This is a genomic window from Methylophilus sp. YYY-1, from assembly GCF_029132825.1.
GTDB classification, from domain to species: domain Bacteria; phylum Pseudomonadota; class Gammaproteobacteria; order Burkholderiales; family Methylophilaceae; genus Methylophilus; species Methylophilus glucosoxydans.
In genome coordinates, this window is the sequence record NZ_WOVG01000001.1 from 314,505 (window position 1) to 334,923 (window position 20,419).

A 20,419-nucleotide genomic window follows, 5' to 3' on the forward strand; every position below is an offset into this window, starting at 1 on the left:
CCCTTTGCAGAGGGGGATTTTCAAAGCAAGAAATGCATTACTTCTTGGTTTTTTCAGCTTCAGCAACATCTACCTTTTTCTTCGCTGCTGAAGATTCAGCCACTGCGTCACCTTTCATATGCGCTGCAGTCAACTCTGGGCTGCCCTCTTCAAAACAGACACGGCCCATCATAGATACTTTGCACACTTCAGCCGCAAACAGCGGTGTTGCCAATGTTGATAATGCAATAATACTTAACGTTGTTTTCAAATGTTTTTTCATAAAGTCTCCATCAAATTATTAACCATGGTTTAGGTGGCTTTTCACTACCACTTATTGTTAATAACGACAGACCTTATGATTTCTTTAGTGTTGTTACAAAACAATTACAACTTTATTTTTAGCCATGCGTACCGGTTCTGCGCATGGCTTGATGCCCCGCTGTAGAACGGCCACTGTCCACTTTAAAATGACTGATCGCTTGAGCCAAATGATTGGCTTGATCCACCAAGGATTCAGCCGCCGCCGCCGCTTGTTCTACAAGCGCTGCGTTTTGCTGTGTGGTTTCATCCATACTGGTCACCGCTTCGTTAACCTGATCAATCCCAGTGGTCTGCTCAATAGAAGCTGCGGAAATTTCACTGATAATATCGGCGACCCGCTGTACAGAACTGACGACCTCCTGCATGGTGGTCCCTGCATGCTCTACTTGACGGGTACCTTCCGCCGTTTTATTGACAGAATCCGTAATCAGCTCCTTGATTTCTCGAGCCGCTGTCGAGGAGCGTTGCGCCAAACTGCGCACCTCACCGGCCACCACGGCAAACCCTCTGCCCTGCTCACCTGCGCGGGCGGCCTCAACCGCCGCATTTAACGCCAGAATGTTGGTCTGGAAAGCAATGCCATCAATAACCGAGATGATGTCCTCAATTTTCTTAGCACTTTCATTAATCGCGCTCATGGTTGCGACGACTTCATCTACCACTTCGCCCCCCTTCGCTGCAACACTAGAAGCTGACAGCGCCATCTGATTGGCCTGTTTGGCATTCTCGGCATTTTGTTTAACCGTAGAAGCAAGTTCCTCCATACTAGCGGCCGTTTCTTCGAGGCTGGAGGCTTGCTGCTCGGTACGGGCAGACAGATCAGAGTTACCGCTGGAGATTTCATTGGCTGCGGTAGTGATGGTTTCCACTGCCTCAGTCACTGCGCTAATCGGCCCAACAATCAGATCCAGCGTATTGTTGATACCATCGATAATATTACGGTAATCGCCAGGGTGCCGCGCCGCATCCGCACGGACACTGATGCGACCATCTCTGGCGGCCTCGGCTAACATGCTAGTGTCTGTATTTAAGGCTTTCAAATTGGCACGCACCTGCTCTATGGTGTCATTGATAAAGGCTTTTTTACCAGGAAATCTTTCCAGCGGGGCGTCAAAGTTACCCTCGCCCAGCCCTTTCATGCAGGCCATGGCTTTTTTCTTGACAATAATATGGCCACCCACCATTTGGTTGATGCCACCGGCCATAGTGCGATAAGCGCCATCAAATTTGGTGACATCGATCTGAACATCAATGTCGCCAGCATCGTGCTCGGCACTCATGTGGTTCATTTCAGCGATCAGGGTATTCAATGCGTCGATACACTGGTTCAGGTTATTTTTTAAGGTATTAAAGTCCCCCTGATAAGTATCCGTGATTTTTGCCGGGATATGACCTTTGGAAATGTCTTCAACATATTTGGCCGCCACATTAATAGGTGTAATCAATGCATCCAGAATCTGGTTGATGCCTTTGCCGATTTCTGACACAAAACCCTCTGGCAACTTTGCCAAATCAACACGTTTGCTGAGGTTACCTTCGGCAGCTTCGCGCACCAGACGAAAGACTTCCTGCTGACCAATATCCTCCGCTGTTTTGTCATCCCATTGTGTCATTCTCCCTAGGTACTCACCTTTGGATGTGTAGACGGCGACAATGGTTACCTGAATTTTTCTGCCATATGCATCTATCTCAATCACTTTGGGCACTTTTGAGCTATGTGCAAATAAAGGTCGGCATGACTCTGGTAAATAGCTAGAAATATCATGGCCAAACATGTTGTCTAGTGTTAAACCCGGATGCTCTTTGCCAATTTCACTCAATAATATTTGCCAGAGACTCCGTGCTGCACTGTTCATATATTGCAACCGGTGCATGCTGTCACTGTAACTAAAAGCGGTAGAACTTTGATCTAGCGCTGTTTGCAGTCGGCCTGCCTCTTCAGCCATTTTCCTAGAATCATTGACATCAAAGCCCACCTTGATTTGCATGGACTTCAGGGTCTTCATCAAACTGCCAAATTCGTCGTTGCCGCGTGTATCAATCTTGAGATTCAACTCGCCACCAGCCAAGCCTTCGATCGCATGTGCCATCACAGCCATCGACTTTTTCAGTTTTAGCGAGAAAATGCCGCCAGCCACCAATGCAGCCGCGACCCCCATCCCCATGCCTACCCATGCGCCAGGATCATGACGATAAAAGCCCACTGAAGAAACAACAGCCACCGGGGTCAGCATAGCTGCTGACAGCTTGTAGAAAATCGGCAGGTCATGTACTTTTGCTGCCAGTTTTTCACCCCAGCCAGGTTGCGGGAGGTTGCCGTCACGCATCTGTTGATACAGTTTTTCAGCCTGCTCAATCTGTACGCGGCTCACTTTGTTGCGAACAGACATATACCCTATCACCTTAGCACCTTCACGGATGGGGGCCACATTCGCTTCTACCCAGTAGTGGTCACCATTTTTACAGCGATTTTTCACCATACCGTTCCAGGGCTTGCCTGCTTTCACCGTCCGCCACAAGTCCTCAAACGCCGCTGCTGGCATGTCCGGGTGACGGATAATATTGTGATTTTTACCTATCAGCTCCGCCTCACTGAAGCCGCTGATTTCAATAAACTCACGATTGATATAGGTGATGGCCCCTTTTAAATCCGTCTTGGACACAATAGAGGCATCCTCTTTGAGTTCGATCTCTTTTTGTGTCACGGGCAAGTTGATTTTCATAATCTGATCTCTTTCGGTATTTTGTATTTTCACTAGGACGAAATTACAATTTTTACTTCTGCCAGTGAGTTTATTAGATTACGACTGCAACATAGATACCGAAAAAGCATGTGATCGCGTGTTAAATAGCAGATTTGAAAAAAGAAAAAGCCGACTTTGCAGTCGGCTTCGATCAGAGTTTGCTAGGTCCTAACAACTCTTCATCTACTCAATGGATCAATTGTAAGTACCTGTTCGGGATAGAGGTCGTGTGGCTTTGTTTTGAGTTTCTTCATTCAGATTGAAATCAGCCACCAGATCAGACAATTGGCTGGCTTGTTCAACTAAAGACTCGGCTGCGGCAGCCGCCTCTTCAACTAACGCTGCATTTTGCTGCGTCACATCGTCCATGCTGGTGATGGCTTGGTTGACACTATCAATTCCTGAGGTCTGTTCAATCGAGGCTTCAGAAATTTCACTGATAATATCGCTGACGCGCTTGACTGACTGCACAATCTCCACCATGGTTTGTCCGGCACCTTCGACCAGTTGTGTACCTTCCGTGGTTTTATTGACAGAGTCAGCAATCAGATCCTTGATTTCTCTGGCAGCACTTGCAGAGCGTTGTGCCAGATTACGCACTTCTCCAGCCACAACAGCAAACCCTTTACCTTGTTCGCCAGCACGCGCAGCCTCAACCGCCGCATTCAATGCCAGAATATTTGTTTGGAAGGCAATCCCATCAATCACTGAAATGATATCTTCAATCTTACGCGCGCTTTGACTGATCGCAGTCATGGTATCCACGACCTGATTCACTACTTCCCCACCACGCTCAGCCACTTTGGAAGCCGCCTCTGCCATTCGGTTGGCCTGCAATGCATTCTCAGCATTTTGCTTCACCGTTGCAGCCAGTTGGCTCATACTGGAGGAGGTTTCCTGCAAGCTGTACGCTTGTCTTTCTGTGCGCGTAGATAAATCAATATTGCCCGTTGAAATTTCATTGGCTGCACTATTGATCGTGGTGGTGGCCTCTTTGACTTGCAACAGAATTTCAGACACACGGTCCATTAAGCGATTGATACCGTTGGACAAACTAAGTATCTGATCCGTTTTACCATGCAAGTCTATGCGTGCGGTCATGTCTCCGTGCTGTGCCGCTTCCAGTAATTGCTCAGTAGATAGCACGGCCTCCATCAAGCCTGTTTCAGCACGTTTCTGCTGAGTAATATCTGTTGCAAACTTCACTACCTTGATGGGTTTGCCATGCTCATCCAGCACAGGGTTATAACTCGCTTGGAGCCAAATTTCCTGGCCGTGTTTATCTATCCGCTTAAACACACCCTGCATGAATTCGCCGCGACCAAGGCGATGCCAAAAGTTTTTATACTCCATTGAATGACGCTCTTCCAGTGGCATAAACATACTGTGATGTTTGCCAATCAGTTCCGCCGCTTGATAACCCACGACTTGCATGAAATTTGCGTTCACTTTAGTAATATGACCATCCAGCGAAAACTCTATCGTTCCTAATGAGCGTTGGATAGCGGTCATTTGCCCTTGGTTATCGATATCACGCAGGCGCTGCTCAGTCACATCAATCGCATACTTGACAATTTTGTAGGGCTTGCCATTCAAGTCTAAAATCGGATTGTAGCTGGCTTGCAACCATAGTGGGTTGCCATTCGCCGCGACACGTTGATAAACACCCGCTTGTGTGTTTCCTTGAGCCAGCTTTTGCCAAAATTGCGCATACTCAGCGGATTGTTGAACGTCGCTTGGAACAAACATTTTATGATGCTTGCCCACAACAGCGCTTTTCTGATAACCAACAGTATTTAAGAAGTTATCATTGGCATCCAGAATATTGCCTTGCAGGTCAAACTCAATCACAGCCATGATTTGCCGAATGGCGGACAACTGGCTGGCCAAGTCTAAGTCTCGCGCCTTTTGCTGTGTGATATCAGTAGCAAATTTAATGATCTTCAACGGCTTGCCGTCACTGTCTAAAATAGGATTATAGGTCGCCTGTAACCAGACCTCTTGTCCATTTTTCGCAATGCGTTTGTAGATCCCCGATTTAAACTCACCTCTGGCAAGATCTTGCCAAAATCTGATGTAGTCCGAGGAGCTGGCTTCTGAGTGTGGCATGAAAATGCGATGATGTTTACCAACCACTTCAGCAGCATCGTAACCGGTCACCCGCGCAAAGTTCTGATTCAATGCCAGAATCGTGCCATCCAGCGAAAATTCAATGACTCCAAGCACCCGGTTTAAGGCATCAATTTGGCCCTGGCTCTCAAGCTCACGTGCCTTAAGCGCGGTGATGAGACTAAAGTAGTTGACGATTTTAACCACTTGCCCGTCTTGGTTTTTTAACGGGATAAAGCTGCCTTCAATCCAATCTTCACGGTTTCCTTTGCTTAAGCGTTTAAATTGGCCCGTCTGAGCCTCTCCATTGCAAAGCTTTTGCCAAAACTGCTTATGCTCTGGCGCATCAAGGTTTCCCAATGGCAGGAACATGCGATGATGCTGACCGAGCACTTCGTCACGCCTATAACCGGTTAAGTCTAAAAATGTTTGATTGGCATCAAGCACGTTCCCATCTAAATCGTACTCGATCATCGCCACGACGCGATGGAGGGCCTCCATCCTGTTCAAGCGTTCTAGATCCAAATCACTGAGTTGAGAATGATGAGATCCAGTCATCCATTGCTTGAGTATGCCTAGCCAGGTTCTCATTGTATTTCTACCTTCACCTTCAAAATGGCAAAGCCCTGCAACAGGACTTTGAAATCACAACTTTTTACCACAGAGGATAACCGCTCAATAAGGAGGCCCACAATTTCAGGCCTTCAATTATTTTTTCTATCATTGCAGGACATCTGATCATGTTGCACCTCCTTGTATTGAGCGCTCACATTAAAACTCTTCCCACTCCTGGTCATCCGTGCCGGTTTTTGCGGCTTTGACTGGCGCATGATTGACCGCAGCTACCGTCGGTTTGGCTTTGCTTACCGCAGGTGCGGCCGCCACTTTGCTTGTCATCGTCGGGCGGCTGACAGCACTGCTCTGGCTCACGCCACGTAATTTAAATCGATTCACGGTATCCATCAGCGTCGCAGCCTGCTCTACCAGCGATTCTGCTGCCGCAGCGGCTTCTTCAACCAAGGCAGCATTCTGCTGTGTGACTTCATCCATGTGATTGACCGCGTCATTCACCTGGTTAATGCCTGAGCTTTGCTCTGCAGACGCCGCGGTGATTTCACTCATGATGTCGGTCACACGTTGTACGGAAGTGACCACCTCATGCATGGTTACACCAGCACTTTCCACCAGTTTGGTGCCTTCAGTGGTTTTGCTGACAGAGTCAGTAATCAGTTCCTTGATCTCTTTGGCAGCACTGGCAGAGCGTTGAGCCAGGTTACGCACCTCACCAGCGACCACGGCAAAGCCTCTACCCTGCTCACCTGCACGGGCAGCCTCAACTGCGGCGTTCAATGCCAAAATGTTGGTCTGGAAGGCAATGCCATCAATGACAGAAATAATGTCCTCAATTTTGCGCGCACTTTCGTTGATCGCGCTCATGGTAGTCACTACATTGCCAACGACATCGCCACCACGAAGCGCCACTTGTGAAGCTGCTTCAGCCATTTGGTTGGCCTGGCGGGCATTTTCGGCGTTCTGTCTAACGGTTGATGCCAGTTCTTCCATGCTGGAAGCTGTCTCTTCAAGGTTAGAAGCTTGCTGTTCAGTGCGGCTGGACAAATCATTATTGCCGCTGGAAATTTCATGGGCTGCCGTATTAATCGTTTCGCCCGCTTCACGCACACGCAACAAAATATCGCTAAACGTGTCCAGAAGCTGGTTAATGGCTTCCATCGTTTTGACGGCAGAACCTTTTGCACGATTCGCATCCAGTCTGGTCGACAAATCACCATCCACGGCATTTTCAACCACAGATTTCATTTCGTTTTCAAGACGTTTTTCTTCGGTCAAATTGACCCATTCCACCACGCTCCCAATACGTTCGCCTTGCTCATCAATGAGAGGATTTGCAGTCAGTCTGAAAAACATCTGGCCAATCGGTAATTCAGCAATATGCTGGCCCTTCAGGCTTGCCAGTAAATTGCGTTGATGCGCAGGACTTTTGTGGAACAGATCAAAGTTCTGCCCGATCAGCTTGTCTGGATCAAAAGCAGGAAAGATGGCTCTGAACGTATCAGCAGCCTCGCGCATTAAGCTCAAGGTTGTTGGATTCATATAGGTAATGACACCATCGTTACCCGCAACCATCAGGTTGTTAGAGGAAGACTCCAAAGCTTGCTTGATCATCGAAGCTTCTCTGGACTTTTCTCTTTGCTGTTTGTCTGCCAGCACTGCTTTGGTGATGTCAGTAGCATATTTAACTACTTTCATCGGCTTACCATCTAACCCTAAAATGGGGTTATAAGATGCCTGCACCCATATATCCTTACCATTTTTAGTATAGCGATGATAAACCCCTTCATCGTACTGACCGCTGCTTAACTTTTCCCAGAAAACTTTATACTCAGGGCTATTCTTGTAACGCTCACTAACAAAAATGCTATGGTTCTTACCAACCACCTCAGCCAGTGAGTACTCTGTAAGTTTTAGGAAGTTGTCATTGGCATGCAAAATATTGCCTTGGAGGTCAAATTCAATGACTCCCTGCACCTTGTTAATCGCAGCCACCTTACCCTGAAAGTCAATTTCTCGCTGCTTTTCTTCAGTAATACAGTACGAATAGACTTTGACCTTGGCTAATTGACCGCTCGCATCTGGGATAGGCACATAGCTGGAACTAAACCAGTACTCTTTGCCAGACTTTGCCACACGGCAGATTTCCAGTTTTGCATTCTGCCCCTTGTTCAATTTTTCCCACATTTGCTTGTACTGATCACTTTGCGCGGTAGAAGCCTTGAGCAACATGGACACATGCTTGCCGATCACCTCTTCACGGCGAAACTCAAGCGGGGTCAGAAAAACATCATTACATTCGAGAATATGCCCTTGCAAGTCACACTCCATGACACCAAAACACTGGTTGAGTGCGTGCTCTTCCTCTTGCAGGATGATGTTGCGCAGCTTGTCTGCTGTAATGTCTGTCAGGTACGCAACTACTTTGCGCAGCTGGTTGCCTTGCATCACTGGGGCGTAATACCCTTGAAACCAGACATCCTTGCCCTCTTTGTTGATCAGTTTAAAGCTACCCACTTGCGACTTGCCACTGCCTAAGGCATTCCAGAATTGTTCATATTCTGGTTTTTCTGTATCAACACCAGCCAACAAGACGCGATGATGTTTGCCGACCAGCTCATTGGCTGCGTATTTTAAAGAGTGGCACAGATTCTCGTTCACATGGCTGATTTCACCCTTGTCAGTGAGTTCAACAACAGCACGCGCCTTGTTGATTTCCGACTTCAGGGCACTAAATTCAGCCACCTGATTCAACACATTCTGATAGCCCCTTGTGTTTGCTGCCAATTTGTTGATGATTGTAGAAAACATGGTTGTTACCCCTTGCAAAAGATCTCTATGAAACGAGTTGCAATTTTTATAATAATTATTGTGTCAATGCTTTAATTGCATTCTCTCTATTTAATGGACGGCGGCATCCATCAGTTGCATTTCGTCACTGGTCATGAGTTTCTCAATATCCACCAGGATCAGCATTTCCTGCTCAATGGTGGCCAGGCCCACAATGTATTTGGTGTCGATACGGGTGACCAGTGTGGGGACCTCGCGCAAATGCTCATCGCGCAATTCGCGGACATCAGACACACCATCGACCACGATGCCAACAATGCGACCATTCAGATTCAGAATGATGACGACAGTAAACTCGTCATACTCCACTTTGCCCAGATTGAACTTGATACGTAAATCGACAATCGGCACAATTTTGCCGCGCAAATTGATCACACCTTTGATAAACGATGGCAGATTGGCAATTTGCGTCACGGCATCGTAGCCACGGATTTCTTGCACCTTGAGGATTTCAATCCCATATTGCTCGCTGCCAAGCACAAAGGTCAGGTACTCGCCGGCTGCCGTTTTCAGGCTGCCGCCAGTGTTATTGGCCGATGTATTTGCTAACTCTGTTGTTGTGCTCATTGCATATACTCCTTATGCATTGATATGTGTTTGTGAAGTCGAATAGTTCTGGTTGGAAAATGCCAATCCACCAGTTACATAATTGGTTGTCTGACCCATCTGGATAATGGCTGGCACATCCAGAATCAATGCCACCGAGCCATCGCCCATAATGGTGGCGCCAGAAACACCGGGAATCCGCTTGAAGTTGGTTTCCAGGCTCTTGATCACCACTTGCTGCTGACCAACCAGACGGTCTACAAACAGGGCAGATTTCTTGCCATCGGCTTCCAGAATCAGCAAGACACCATCAGTCGGATTGGTGATCTGGGTAGGATGGTTAAACAAGGCATGCAAGGCGATAATCGGCAGATACTCTCCACGGACATGCACCATCAGTCCCTCGCCTGTGACCGTTTTCAGGTCTTCTGCACGCGGTTGCAAGGTTTCAACAATCAGGTTCAGTGGCACCACATACACACTCTTGTCCAGCGACACCGACATGCCATCGAGGATGGCCAGCGTCAGTGGCAAGGAAATCGAGATGGTCGTGCCATAGCCCAGCGCTGAGCGGATTTCAATATTGCCGCCCATGGCGGTGATATTCCGTTTCACCACATCCATGCCAACCCCGCGGCCAGACACATCGGTCACCACCTCAGCGGTAGAAAAGCCCGGGGCAAAAATCAAACTATAAACGTCGGCGTCAGACATGCTTTCACTGACTGGCAAGCCGTTAGACATGGCTTTAGCCAGAATCTTGTCGCGGTTGAGGCCGCCACCATCATCGGTGACTTCAATCACGATGCTGCCGCCTTTGTGTGCCGCAGACAGGGTCAACGTGCCATTCTCGGCTTTGCCTAGCTGTTTACGCACTTCCGGTTTTTCAATACCATGGTCTACACTGTTACGCACCAAATGGGTCAGTGGATCCACAATCCGCTCAATCAGGCTCTTGTCGAGCTCTGTCGTGGCACCGCTAGTGACAAAGTCCACTTTTTTGCCCAACTTGCCTGCTAGGTCACGCACCATACGAGGGAAGCGTGAGAATACAAAGTCCATCGGCATCATGCGGATAGACATCACGGACTCTTGCAGGTCACGCGTGTTACGGGTCAGTTGGCTGACACTATTAATCAGTGCTTCGTTATCTACAGGATCCAGTGCATTGACACGCTGTTCAATCATGGCCTGGGTAATCACCAGCTCGCCAACCAGGTTAATTAACTGGTCAACTTTTTCAATCCCGACACGGATGGAGCTGCTTTCTGCATTTTGCGCTGCCGCCGGTTTATCGGACTCACGGCGTTGTTGCGACCTGCGGTCCTCTTTCACTTCTTTAGGCGCCGCTTCAGCCACTTGTGCAGGCGCCGATGTTGCCGCAGCTTGCGCTGCGACGGCAGTATCGTCACCGATCAATTGTGCTTTGGGGGCATCTGGGTGTGGCTTGAATGGGGCAAAGAAGCCGTAACCATCCTCCTGACGCTCCTCATTATTAGTGCCAAACAGGCCATAGCCCATTTCTTCAGCCACCTGAACTTTGCCATTACCAGTCACTTCTGCAGCGACCGGCTGAACCGGGGCGGCCTCCGCTGTTGCTTCAGGCTTGATAATCGGATCATCATCGAAGAAGCCGTAGCCCAGATCTTCCTCAACGGGTGCGGCAACCGCGACGGCAGCTGCAGGCGCAGGCTCTAGTGCGGCGGCGGCTTCTGGCGCTTTGGCGGCCTCGCTCGCTACCTGAATCACCAGTGCGTCAGGGTCTACAATAAAGGAGCAAATCGAAACAATGTCATCTGCGCTCGAATCAGTTTTAACCAGCAGTGCATGTGAGCCTGGCGCACGCTGATACACGGCCACCTCACCTAACAAGGCTAACTCGTCTTTCAAGTTTGCCAAGTCGCGCTCGGTAACTACCGGCAAGCCGACGTCATATAAGGTGATGCCCTTGGCTTTTTCATCTTCACTGACAGACAAGGCTGGCTTTTCAGCACCGACGACCAACACTTCCGGCTCTGGTGTCGCAGCTGCAATGACAGGGTCTTCGGGAATGGCGCTTTTGCCTTCAGACAAGGACTTCAGCATCATGGAGACATCGCCGACTTGCTCAGCATCTACTGCTGAACCATGTCTATGCCCATCCAGTTGCATCTTGATCACGTCTTTGGCGGCCAAAAAGGCGTCCACATGCTCTGTGGTCAATGCCATTTCCTGCTTGCGAATCTTATCAAGCAGGTTTTCCAGAACATGGGTAATCTCTGCCATGTCCATAAAGCCAAACGTTGCCGCGCCCCCTTTGATTGAGTGCGCAGCACGGAAAATCGCGTTTAACTGCTCGATATCAGGTGACTCTACGTCAATATCAAGCAACAGGCGCTCTGCTTCGGCCAATAACTCTTCAGCCTCGTCAAAGAACACCTCATAAAACTGGCTCATATCCACTGTCATTGTTTACTCCAGTCCCTTAACCTTGTGCCCTTAGGCACCAATTACTTTTTGTACAACTTCAATCAGACGTTTTGGATCAAATGGTTTGACCAACCAGCCATTTGCACCAGCCGCTTTGCCTTTTGCCTTCATTTCGTCTGATGACTCAGTGGTCAGCATCAAAATAGGCACCTTCTGGTAAGAAGCCAATGTACGCAGGTTGGTGATCAGCGTCAGCCCATCCATCACGGGCATGTTCTGATCCGTCAACACCAGGTCAACGGTTTTCTCTTTTGCTTTGTTCAAGCCATCCTGACCATCGACCGCCTGTACCACATCATAGCCAGCCGCTTTCAGGCTAAAAGCCACCATTTGACGCAATGATCCGGAGTCGTCTACTGTTAAAATTGTTTTCGCCATGTTTGATTCGCCTTTTTCACTAATTTTGTAAAACGCCGCTGTGACTAAAATAAATCGATATCACCGGTTGCCAAGTCCTGCTGGTTCACTGACTTGCGTAAATTGCCGGTCAAATGCTGGCTACCCTGATCAAAATTCTGGTTCAATTGCTGAATGAAGCTTCTGATTTCCTCATGCTCGTCATCCGCTGCCATCGGAAACTGATGGCTGGATAACTCATGTAACAGCACTTTTAAGCCGTTCACCCGATTAATCGTCCGTTGCAGCAATTGATTGGTCATGTCCTGAAACTGCATGCCAGTCACCACTTTATTCACTTCCTGACCAATATTGTCCTGAAACACCTGCAACTGCTGCATTTCTTCAGGCTGCAACTTGCCGGCCTCTACCAATAACTGGAGGGCAGACTGTTGCTCCATTAACTGGGCATACACATTCATAAAGCTGGCACTGAGCTTTTCAATCGCCTCATTGAGCAAAAAGCTGGTTTGCTGTAAATCGGTTTCGATTTCGAGCAAATGCCAATCACCATGGTGCGAAACTGCAGCCAGTAACTCTCTTAGTTCTTCTATGGGCAATGTTTTCATAGTGGTCCTATCTTGCCTGATTCCCCTGATTTTCAATCAAGAAATAAGCATCATAAAAATGACTTATTTCTTGCGCTTTTACCGTTCCCTGTTTTTTTACTCCGCAGGTGTAGCGGCGGTTTTCTGCAATGCATCGACTTGCGAATGGTCTTTTTCACTGACAGAAATTTTTTCGTTATCCTTGAGTAAATCCTCTTCGGTTTCCTTGTTCATCACGATCAGACTGATCCTGCGGTTAATCGGATTGAACGGATTTTCCTTGTCCATCATGATGGCCGAGCCCATGCCAACCACACGCAATAACTTGGTCTCATCCATGCCGCCGGCAATCAGTTCTCGCCTTGAAGCATTTGCACGGTCGGCCGAGAGCTCCCAGTTACTGTAGCCCTGATCACCGCTGGCATAAGGCGTCGCATCGGTATGCCCAGACAGGCTGATTTTGTTATCCACGCCATTGAGTGTTTTACCAATCTCTCGCAAAATTTTCTTGGCGTAAGGTTGCAAATCTGCGCGCGCGTTTTCAAACATCGGGCGATTCTGTTCGTCGATAATTTGTACGCGCAGGCCTTCCGCTGTCATGTCCAGTTTTAATTGGGATTTGAATTGCTTGAGCTCAGGATTTTCATCAATCGCCTGTTCAATCTTGGCCTTGATTTCTTCCAGCTTGGCTTTTTCTGCCTTCTTGAGGACTTCTTTTAACTCTTCTTCCTTAATCGTTTTGTTACGACCAGGATCGCCATCGACCGGCTTCACCTGACCTTGCTTGAGTGTCACATCCTTGCCGCCGGTATTTTTCAAGGCGGAATCACTGGCACCCACGCCCGGGCCCATGAGCACGACTTTGAGCGGGGTTTTAAAGTATTCAGAAATGCCTTCACGTTGTGCTTTAGAGGTGGAGCCGAGCAGCCACATCAGCAAAAAGAACGCCATCATCGCCGTCACAAAGTCGGCGTAAGCGATTTTCCAGGCACCCCCGTGATGACCGCCGCCGCCTTTCTTGATTTTTTTAACGATAATGGGGGCAATATGTTCTTCTGCCATTTTCGTGGTCCTCTAGGGTTGGTCCTGTGCTTTATTTGGATTGATCTTGTTTGCCAGGCTTATTTTTTAGCTTGCTTGACGTAATCTTCAAGCTCAGAGAAACTTGGACGCTCAGTGGAGTACAAGACCTTGCGGCCGAACTCAACAGCAATTGCAGGCGCATACCCATTCAGGCTGGCAAGAAGCGTCACCTTAATGGTTTGAAAGACCTTGGAGCTTTCTTCCAGCTTGGCTTCCAGCACCCCAGCCAGCGGGCCAACAAAGCCATACGCCAGCAAAATACCGAGGAAGGTACCCACCAGGGCATGGCCAATCAGCACACCCAGTTCGGTGGGCGGCAAATGCAAACTTTCCATGGTGTGTACCACCCCCATCACCGCAGCTACAATACCAAAAGCTGGCAAGGCGTCACCGAGCTTTGCAATACAATGCGCTGCCACATGGCCTTCCTGATGGTGGGTTTCAATTTCGTTATCCATCAGGTTTTCAACCTGGAAGGCATCCATGTTGCCGGACACCATCAAACGCAAGTAATCACAAATAAACTCGACCACATGATGGTCATGCTGAATTTTTGGATATTTGCCAAACAAGGCACTGGATTCAGGATCTTCAACATCCTTCTCGATCGACATCAGCCCTTCTTTACGAATTTTGGTCAGAATCTCGAACAGCAAAGCCAGCAAATCCATATACATGGCTTTGTTGACATGGGAGCCTTTGAAGGCATTTGGTAAGTCTTTAAGTGTGGCTTTCAATGATTTGGCATCATTGCCGACAACAAATGCACCTACAGCCCCCCCGAAAATCATTACGACTTCCAATGGCTGCCATAGGCCACCCAAGTGCCCCCCGGCCGCTGCGTACCCGCCAAAAATCGCCCCCAAAATAACGACATACCCGACAATGACTAACATGCCTACACTCCACAATGGTTTTACCAATGTTAAAAGCATAGCAACAGGCCAAGGAATTCAATTATCCAAATAAAAGGGCTTTAGCCCCTTATTAAATATGGTTAATTCTGGTTAGATTTCATGCCAGCAACGAAAGGCTTAAGCGCCTGCGATGGCGGATACAAGAAAGGGATAAAGGCTGTCTACAGGCTGTAGACGTACAAGGCAGGGGCGTTTTTTTGTGGATAGATGATTCGTTGCGCCGTCATGTCTGGCACCGGAAACTCGGAGCTGACAAACAGCGTGCCAGCCGGCATCTCAGCCCTCACCTTTTGCCAGACATCGGGCATCACAGCAGGCGACAAATAAGCAAAGATGACATCAAATTTTGCAAAGTCCAGTTCGCGGTAGTCACCGAGCGTAAATCTGGCACTGGTGCCAGAAAACAAGGCTCTGACCGCACTGACCGCCCATGGCAGCGGCGCAATTTCGATACCTGAAACCTCGTCATGCACACGCTGGCTCGCCAAAAACAGGGCGAGATCCCCAATCCCGCTGCCAATATCCAGCACTTTGAGTGGAGCATCATCGCCATGCTGCTCCAGCACGTGATGCAGCGCGCGCCAGGTTGCAGGGAAAGAAGGATAAAATGGGACCCGGGTGTTGTGTACAGACCAGTACAGGGTCAAGGTAATGATAAATCCAGCCAGATAAACCGTGGCAGGCAAGTTAATATGCTGCATGCCAAGGACAGCGACTGGAAAAATCGCATGAATCCAGCGCCACCAGACTGGCATCTGCGCGGCTTTGGCCAGCAGGCTGACCAAACAAATATGCAGGAGCAGCCAAATCCAGACATGCTCTAGCGAAATGCCAAGATGGCTTAATTCAAATGCGAATACACTGTTGATCACGCCTGGCGCGAGGCCCGCGATCAACAGTATACTCAGTGTCTGGATCAGTAATGCCTGGCACCACAACCGTTTTGGTAGCAGGCGCTGTAGCCAGGGTTTGGGCAACAGCGTCTCTACCGAAAGTTTGGCCGATGGCATGCTGAATCCTTTCACTCACAGAGTGTCGTGACACTGATCCGGCTGATCAGGCAGTCATGGAAACCAGTTTGTAGCTCAACTCTTTTGCCTTTTTGGTTTTGCCGGCACGTGAAGGCACATGGCACAAGTTGCAGACATAGTTCTGGTTCAAATCATAGCTATTGACGATGTATTGACCACCACAGCAATGACAGACTTTAGTTGTCAGCATCTTGCTTTCAATAAAACGTACCAGTGTCCAGGCACGTGTCAGTGACAACACAGGCTCTTCTTTGGCGTCGGCATCAGGATGCTGTACTTGTTGCATATACAAGGTATAGGCTTTGATGATGGCCTGGATGCCGTCTACCCCTGCGTAATCAACCATAAAGCGATAAATGTTGTAGAAAATCGAGGAGTGAATGTTTGGTTGCCAGGTCAAGAACCAGTCGGTAGAGAATGGCAACATGCCTTTTGGAGGAGAAACGCCTTTCATCTCTTTGTACAGCTTGATCAAACGCTCACGTGACAATGTGGTTTGTGATTCGAGCAACTGCAGGCGGGCGCCCAGTTCGATCATTTGCATGGCCAGTTGAATTTGTTCTGCTTCGTTTACTACACTCTTCTTTTGCATGATATCCTCTTTTCTCTTTCTAATCGCCGTGTGGTGACAACTACGCTGCTTATACTGTGGAATCTGCGGCCTGGGCTGACATCAATACCGCGGTATGCAGATGGGCTTGGGCAGGGTCTTTGGCATAGCTGGTCAGCATTCCCAGGATTTCGCTATCATCAAAGCGGAAGCGGGTCAGCAGCATGTTGGTGTTACAGAGTTTGAGTAACTGCAGATTGGTCAAGTTTTCGAGCAGATCTGCAATTTCCTTGTTAATGCCAAGGCGGAAGATGGCAGTGGCTTTGTCAGCACGGATCAGTTGTTGCGCCAACATCAGGTAGTTCAGATTGGCATCCTTGATTTCAGCGAGTAAATCGTTTTGCATGTTCATGATCTTTTCTCCGTTTTTTTGCGTAAATTTAAGTCCGCCTGAGCGTTAGGCGTACTTTGCGCGCAATCATGAACTGCAACAATCAGGGTTTGTCGGTTTATTTTGTAAGACAGACGAAAACAGCCGTGTAGGAGTTTGTCTTACAAACCCCTACACGGCATTGTTCACTAACAATAATATCAATCACTTATCGCTCAAACCTAAAGTTGAGCTACAAGTTCGTTATGTGCAGTGTGTCAGCATTTTTTGATTTCCAATTCAAAAATTAATTCAAGTTTTCTTGTTGTATTCCGTAAACAATGACTTTTATTCGTTTTTAAGCCGCCTTCATGGTGGCCAGATACTTTTTCAGATATTCCGGTTAACGTCCCTACTTGATAAAACTTTAGGGTGCGCAATCAAAAAAAATACAAAAATTTGATAAGTCACTGTTTATTAATCAAAAATATTTTTAGCTTTTACACCCCTTAACAACAGACAGGCAGCAACTGTGAGAAAGCGGTCAATTCGCCCTTTTATTCCCAACTTAGAAATACATTTATCTAGCCAATAATCACTCACAAGACACACGACATGGCGTGGTGTGCAAACCCGGAACGAGTGAAAGACATGGCAGCTGAAGACAGCGATATGGAAAAAACCGAAGACGCGTCCCCCAAGCGATTGGAGAAGGCACGCGAAGACGGCGATGTTCCCAGGTCGCGCGAATTGGCCTCTTGTGCGGTTTTGTTTACCAGCGGCATTGCCATCATGATGATGAGCAAGCCGATGGGTGAGGCCATGAAGGATGTATTGCGTCAGGGCCTGAGTCTGGACAGGGCCATGGCGTTTGAGCCGCAGCTGTTGATTGTGCATATGATCAAAGTGGTGGAACAGGCGATGTGGGCCTTTTTGCCACTGGCAGTCATTGTGGTTGCCGTAGCGATTGCTTCACCGATCTTGGTCGGTGGCTGGGTGATGTCGCAGAAATCGCTGGTGCCCAACTTTGGCAAACTCAACCCGATGAAAGGCTTGTCCAATCTGTTCTCCAAGAACTCGCTGGTGGAGTTGGTGAAGTCGATTGCAAAAACCATCCTGGTTGGTTCTGTCGGCTACACGCTGGTGAAAAAGGATTTGCAACCGATGTTGGGCTTGTCCAGCATGCCGCTGGAATCCGGGATTAGCACTGTCAGCGAATTTATGGTGACCGGCTTTTTAACATTGGCTTCTGCGCTGGTCCTGATCGCCGTGATTGATGTGCCCTACCAGCTGTATCAATACGCGCAAAAACACAAAATGACCAAACAGGAACTCAAGGACGAATCCAAGGAGTCCGAAGGCAGCCCTGAAATTAAAGGCCGTATCCGTCAGCAGCAGCGTGAAATGGCGCGCAGAAGAATGATGAGTAATGTGCCCAAGGCAGACGTGGTGATTACTAACCCGACCCACTATGCCGTGGCGATCAGCTATAAAGAAGGTGAAAATGCAGCACCTGTCGTCGTTGCCAAGGGCGTCGATGTACTTGCGCAAAAAATCAAGGAAATTGCTGCAGAACATAATGTGATGACGCTGGAATCCCCCAAACTGGCACGGGCCTTGTATGCCCATGCCGAGCTGGAGCGCGAGATTCCTCAAACCTTGTATGCCGCGGTAGCGCAAATTTTGGCTTATGTGTTTCAACTGCGCGTGTTCAAGCAGCATGGCGGCGTCCGTCCGGTCATCCCTACTGATGTACCGGTCCCGGACGCACTGGATCCACATGCACTGGTCGCAGCGCCTGCCACGGCAACAGATATTGAATAAGCAAGACTGAGGAGTATTTAGATGAATAACTGGCAACAAATAATGGGGAAATTGGACGGCCGCAGCATCGCCGCCCCGCTCATTATTGTTTTGCTGCTGGCCATGATGATCTTGCCGTTACCGGCCATCATGCTCGATGTGTTTTTCACTTTTAATATTGCCTTGTCCATCCTGGTCTTGATGATCGGTCTGCAAACCACCAAGCCGCTGGACTTTATCGCCTTCCCGACCGTACTGCTGATGACCACCATGTTGCGCTTGTCGCTCAACGTGGCTTCGACCCGTATCGTGCTGACCGAGGGCCATGCCGGCCCTGATGCCGCCGGTAAAGTGATCGAGGCCTTTGGTCACTTTCTGATTGGCGGGAACTATGCGGTCGGTATCGTGGTGTTCGTCATCCTCACCATTATCAACTTTACCGTGATCACCAAAGGTGCGGGCCGGATTGCAGAAGTGGGTGCACGGTTTACCCTGGATGCGATGCCAGGCAAGCAGATGGCGATTGACGCGGACCTGAACGCGGGCCTGATTGGCGAAGATGAAGCCCGCCGCCGCCGCAAAGAAGTCGGCCAGGAATCCGAATTCTATGGCGCGATGGACGGTGCCAGTAAGTATGTGCGCGGGGATGCGATCGCCGGGATCCTGATCATTATTATCAACATTGTCGGCGGGTTGATTGTCGGCATGGTGCAACATGACCTGAGCTTTGGCGATGCAGTGAAAAACTACACCTTGCTCGCCATTGGTGATGGCCTGGTCGCGCAAATCCCTTCGCTGGTGATTTCCATTGCGGCCGGTGTGGTGGTTTCACGTGTGGCCAACAATGAAGATATCGGCGGCCAGCTGATTACCCAACTGTTTGAAAATCCACGTGTGCTGACCATCACCGCCGGCATTATTGGCGGTATCGGCCTGATTCCAGGCATGCCTCACCTGGCCTTTATCGGTTTGGGGGGCTTGTTGGGTGGGATGGCCTATTCTGTCAAACAAAAACAGGAAAAAGCCAAACAGCAAACGGTGATTGAACCACAACCAGATGATAAATTGGCCCCGGCCAGCGAGGCGGAAGAAGCTACCTGGAACGATGTGCTGCCAGTAGATACCATCGGCCTCGAAGTTGGCTACCGTTTGATCCCGCTGGTGGATAAAGGTCAAGGCGGTGAATTGCTCAAGCGTATCAAGGGCATTCGCAAGAAATTTGCCCAGGAGATTGGTTTCCTGGCACCGACGGTCCATATCCGCGACAACCTGACGCTTAAACCGAACGCCTACCGCATCACCATGAAAGGCGTGGAAATGGCGACCGGGGAATCTAACTATCATCAAATGCTGGCGATTGATCCTGGTGCGGTGACCGGTGAGCTTGAAGGCACCCGCACTACAGATCCAGCCTTTGGCTTGCCCGCAGTGTGGATTGATCCCGAGCAGAAAGAATTCGCACAAAGTCTGGGCTATACCGTGGTAGATCCAGGCACCGTGATTGCCACTCATTTAAACCACATCATTTCACTCAATGCCGGTGAGCTGTTGGGCCGCCAGGAAGTCCAACAGTTGCTGGATCACATGAGCAAAGAATCCAGCAAGCTGATTGAGGAAATTGTGCCCAAGATCATCAGCTTGTCCACCTTGCAAAAGGTCTTGCAAAACCTGCTCAATGAGGGCGTGCATATCCGTGACATGCGCACAATTCTGGAAACGCTGGCAGACCATGCCCAGTATTCGCAAGATGCCAATGACTTGACCGCCATGGTCCGTATCAAGCTGGGGCGTGCAATTGTGCAGGACCTGTTCCCCTACAGCAACGAAATCACCGCCATGACCTTAGATGGCCAATTGGAAAAACTGTTGTTGCAAGCATTACAAAACAACCAGTCCAGCCAGGGCGTGATCGAGCCTGGCATTGCCGAAAGACTGTCACAAGAGACCGAAATGGCCGCCAGACAGCAAGAGCAGATGGGCTTGACACCAGTCCTGCTGGTGGCTGGTCCCCTCCGCCAGGCTTTATCCAGATTTTTAAGAAGGACCGTCCCGCACCTCAGAGTGTTATCCCACGATGAGTTGCCAGACAACAAATCGATTCGTGTCACCAGTTTAATCGGAGCGCAGTAA

General features: G+C 49.0%; 15 protein-coding genes. 2 read left to right on the forward strand and 13 right to left on the reverse strand.

From position 1 onward, the window contains the following. Positions 1–37: 37 nt before the first annotated feature. The 13 genes from GOC95_RS01400 to flhD form a co-directional block, all read right to left on the reverse strand. Positions 38–262, reverse strand: coding sequence for a hypothetical protein (locus tag GOC95_RS01400; protein WP_194747579.1), 225 nt, complete (start codon positions 260–262; stop codon positions 38–40). A gap of 118 nt (positions 263–380) precedes the next feature. After that, positions 381–3,026 (reverse strand): methyl-accepting chemotaxis protein, encoded by a 2,646-nt coding sequence (locus GOC95_RS01405; protein ID WP_275355208.1) that lies wholly within the window; start codon positions 3,024–3,026, stop codon positions 381–383. A gap of 216 nt (positions 3,027–3,242) precedes the next feature. After that, positions 3,243–5,747: a methyl-accepting chemotaxis protein gene (locus tag GOC95_RS01410; RefSeq protein WP_275355209.1), complete on the reverse strand. Its 2,505-nt coding sequence runs from the start codon at positions 5,745–5,747 to the stop codon at positions 3,243–3,245. A gap of 180 nt (positions 5,748–5,927) precedes the next feature. Next, a complete protein-coding gene (locus GOC95_RS01415) occupies positions 5,928–8,537 on the reverse strand; it encodes a methyl-accepting chemotaxis protein (protein ID WP_275355211.1) in 2,610 nt (869 codons plus the stop codon). A 90-nt stretch (positions 8,538–8,627) separates the two neighbouring features. Then, positions 8,628–9,143 carry a chemotaxis protein CheW gene (locus GOC95_RS01420; RefSeq protein ID WP_194747587.1) on the reverse strand — a complete coding sequence of 172 codons (516 nt, stop codon included), beginning with the start codon at positions 9,141–9,143 and terminating at the stop codon, positions 8,628–8,630. 12 nt (positions 9,144–9,155) lie between these two features. Then, positions 9,156–11,570, reverse strand: a complete 2,415-nt coding sequence (cheA, locus tag GOC95_RS01425; protein ID WP_275355213.1) for a chemotaxis protein CheA — start codon at positions 11,568–11,570, stop codon at positions 9,156–9,158. Between the two features lie 30 nt (positions 11,571–11,600). After that, a complete protein-coding gene (locus GOC95_RS01430) occupies positions 11,601–11,969 on the reverse strand; it encodes a response regulator (RefSeq protein WP_018985223.1) in 369 nt (122 codons plus the stop codon). Positions 11,970–12,013: 44 nt separating this feature from the next. Next, entirely contained in the window at positions 12,014–12,556 is a 543-nt protein-coding gene (locus GOC95_RS01435) for a chemotaxis protein (protein WP_194747591.1), read from the reverse strand. A gap of 96 nt (positions 12,557–12,652) precedes the next feature. Next, entirely contained in the window at positions 12,653–13,597 is a 945-nt protein-coding gene (gene motB, locus GOC95_RS01440; RefSeq protein WP_275355216.1) for a flagellar motor protein MotB, read from the reverse strand. Between the two features lie 59 nt (positions 13,598–13,656). Further along, entirely contained in the window at positions 13,657–14,514 is an 858-nt protein-coding gene (motA, locus tag GOC95_RS01445; RefSeq protein ID WP_194747595.1) for a flagellar motor stator protein MotA, read from the reverse strand. A 182-nt stretch (positions 14,515–14,696) separates the two neighbouring features. Beyond that, positions 14,697–15,545, reverse strand: coding sequence for a class I SAM-dependent methyltransferase (locus tag GOC95_RS01450; RefSeq protein ID WP_275355219.1), 849 nt, complete (start codon positions 15,543–15,545; stop codon positions 14,697–14,699). A gap of 46 nt (positions 15,546–15,591) precedes the next feature. After that, a complete protein-coding gene (gene flhC / locus GOC95_RS01455) occupies positions 15,592–16,158 on the reverse strand; it encodes a flagellar transcriptional regulator FlhC (protein WP_194747597.1) in 567 nt (188 codons plus the stop codon). A gap of 49 nt (positions 16,159–16,207) precedes the next feature. Next, positions 16,208–16,528 (reverse strand): flagellar transcriptional regulator FlhD, encoded by a 321-nt coding sequence (gene flhD / locus GOC95_RS01460; protein ID WP_194747599.1) that lies wholly within the window; start codon positions 16,526–16,528, stop codon positions 16,208–16,210. Positions 16,529–17,137: 609 nt separating this feature from the next. On the opposite strand from flhD, the gene flhB reads away from it, so the two are divergent. Both flhB and flhA read left to right on the forward strand, forming a co-directional pair. Next, entirely contained in the window at positions 17,138–18,310 is a 1,173-nt protein-coding gene (gene flhB, locus GOC95_RS01465) for a flagellar biosynthesis protein FlhB (protein WP_275356373.1), read from the forward strand. Between the two features lie 21 nt (positions 18,311–18,331). After that, positions 18,332–20,419 carry a flagellar biosynthesis protein FlhA gene (gene flhA / locus GOC95_RS01470; RefSeq protein WP_275355223.1) on the forward strand — a complete coding sequence of 696 codons (2,088 nt, stop codon included), beginning with the start codon at positions 18,332–18,334 and terminating at the stop codon, positions 20,417–20,419.

What these genes read in the sequence shown, in the direction of transcription:
- cheA (WP_275355213.1), bottom strand. Translation starts at nt 11,570, where the DNA reads ATGACAGTGGATATGAGCCAGTTTTATGAGGTGTTCTTTGACGAGGCT.
- GOC95_RS01435 (WP_194747591.1), bottom strand. Translation starts at nt 12,556, where the DNA reads ATGAAAACATTGCCCATAGAAGAACTAAGAGAGTTACTGGCTGCAGTT.
- flhA (WP_275355223.1), top strand. Translation starts at nt 18,332, where the DNA reads ATGAATAACTGGCAACAAATAATGGGGAAATTGGACGGCCGCAGCATC.
- GOC95_RS01430 (WP_018985223.1), bottom strand. Translation starts at nt 11,969, where the DNA reads ATGGCGAAAACAATTTTAACAGTAGACGACTCCGGATCATTGCGTCAA.
- GOC95_RS01415 (WP_275355211.1), bottom strand. Translation starts at nt 8,537, where the DNA reads ATGTTTTCTACAATCATCAACAAATTGGCAGCAAACACAAGGGGCTAT.
- flhB (WP_275356373.1), top strand. Translation starts at nt 17,138, where the DNA reads ATGGCAGCTGAAGACAGCGATATGGAAAAAACCGAAGACGCGTCCCCC.
- GOC95_RS01400 (WP_194747579.1), bottom strand. Translation starts at nt 262, where the DNA reads ATGAAAAAACATTTGAAAACAACGTTAAGTATTATTGCATTATCAACA.
- GOC95_RS01405 (WP_275355208.1), bottom strand. Translation starts at nt 3,026, where the DNA reads ATGAAAATCAACTTGCCCGTGACACAAAAAGAGATCGAACTCAAAGAG.
- flhC (WP_194747597.1), bottom strand. Translation starts at nt 16,158, where the DNA reads ATGCAAAAGAAGAGTGTAGTAAACGAAGCAGAACAAATTCAACTGGCC.
- GOC95_RS01420 (WP_194747587.1), bottom strand. Translation starts at nt 9,143, where the DNA reads ATGAGCACAACAACAGAGTTAGCAAATACATCGGCCAATAACACTGGC.
- flhD (WP_194747599.1), bottom strand. Translation starts at nt 16,528, where the DNA reads ATGAACATGCAAAACGATTTACTCGCTGAAATCAAGGATGCCAATCTG.
- motA (WP_194747595.1), bottom strand. Translation starts at nt 14,514, where the DNA reads ATGTTAGTCATTGTCGGGTATGTCGTTATTTTGGGGGCGATTTTTGGC.
- GOC95_RS01410 (WP_275355209.1), bottom strand. Translation starts at nt 5,747, where the DNA reads ATGAGAACCTGGCTAGGCATACTCAAGCAATGGATGACTGGATCTCAT.
- GOC95_RS01450 (WP_275355219.1), bottom strand. Translation starts at nt 15,545, where the DNA reads ATGCCATCGGCCAAACTTTCGGTAGAGACGCTGTTGCCCAAACCCTGG.
- motB (WP_275355216.1), bottom strand. Translation starts at nt 13,597, where the DNA reads ATGGCAGAAGAACATATTGCCCCCATTATCGTTAAAAAAATCAAGAAA.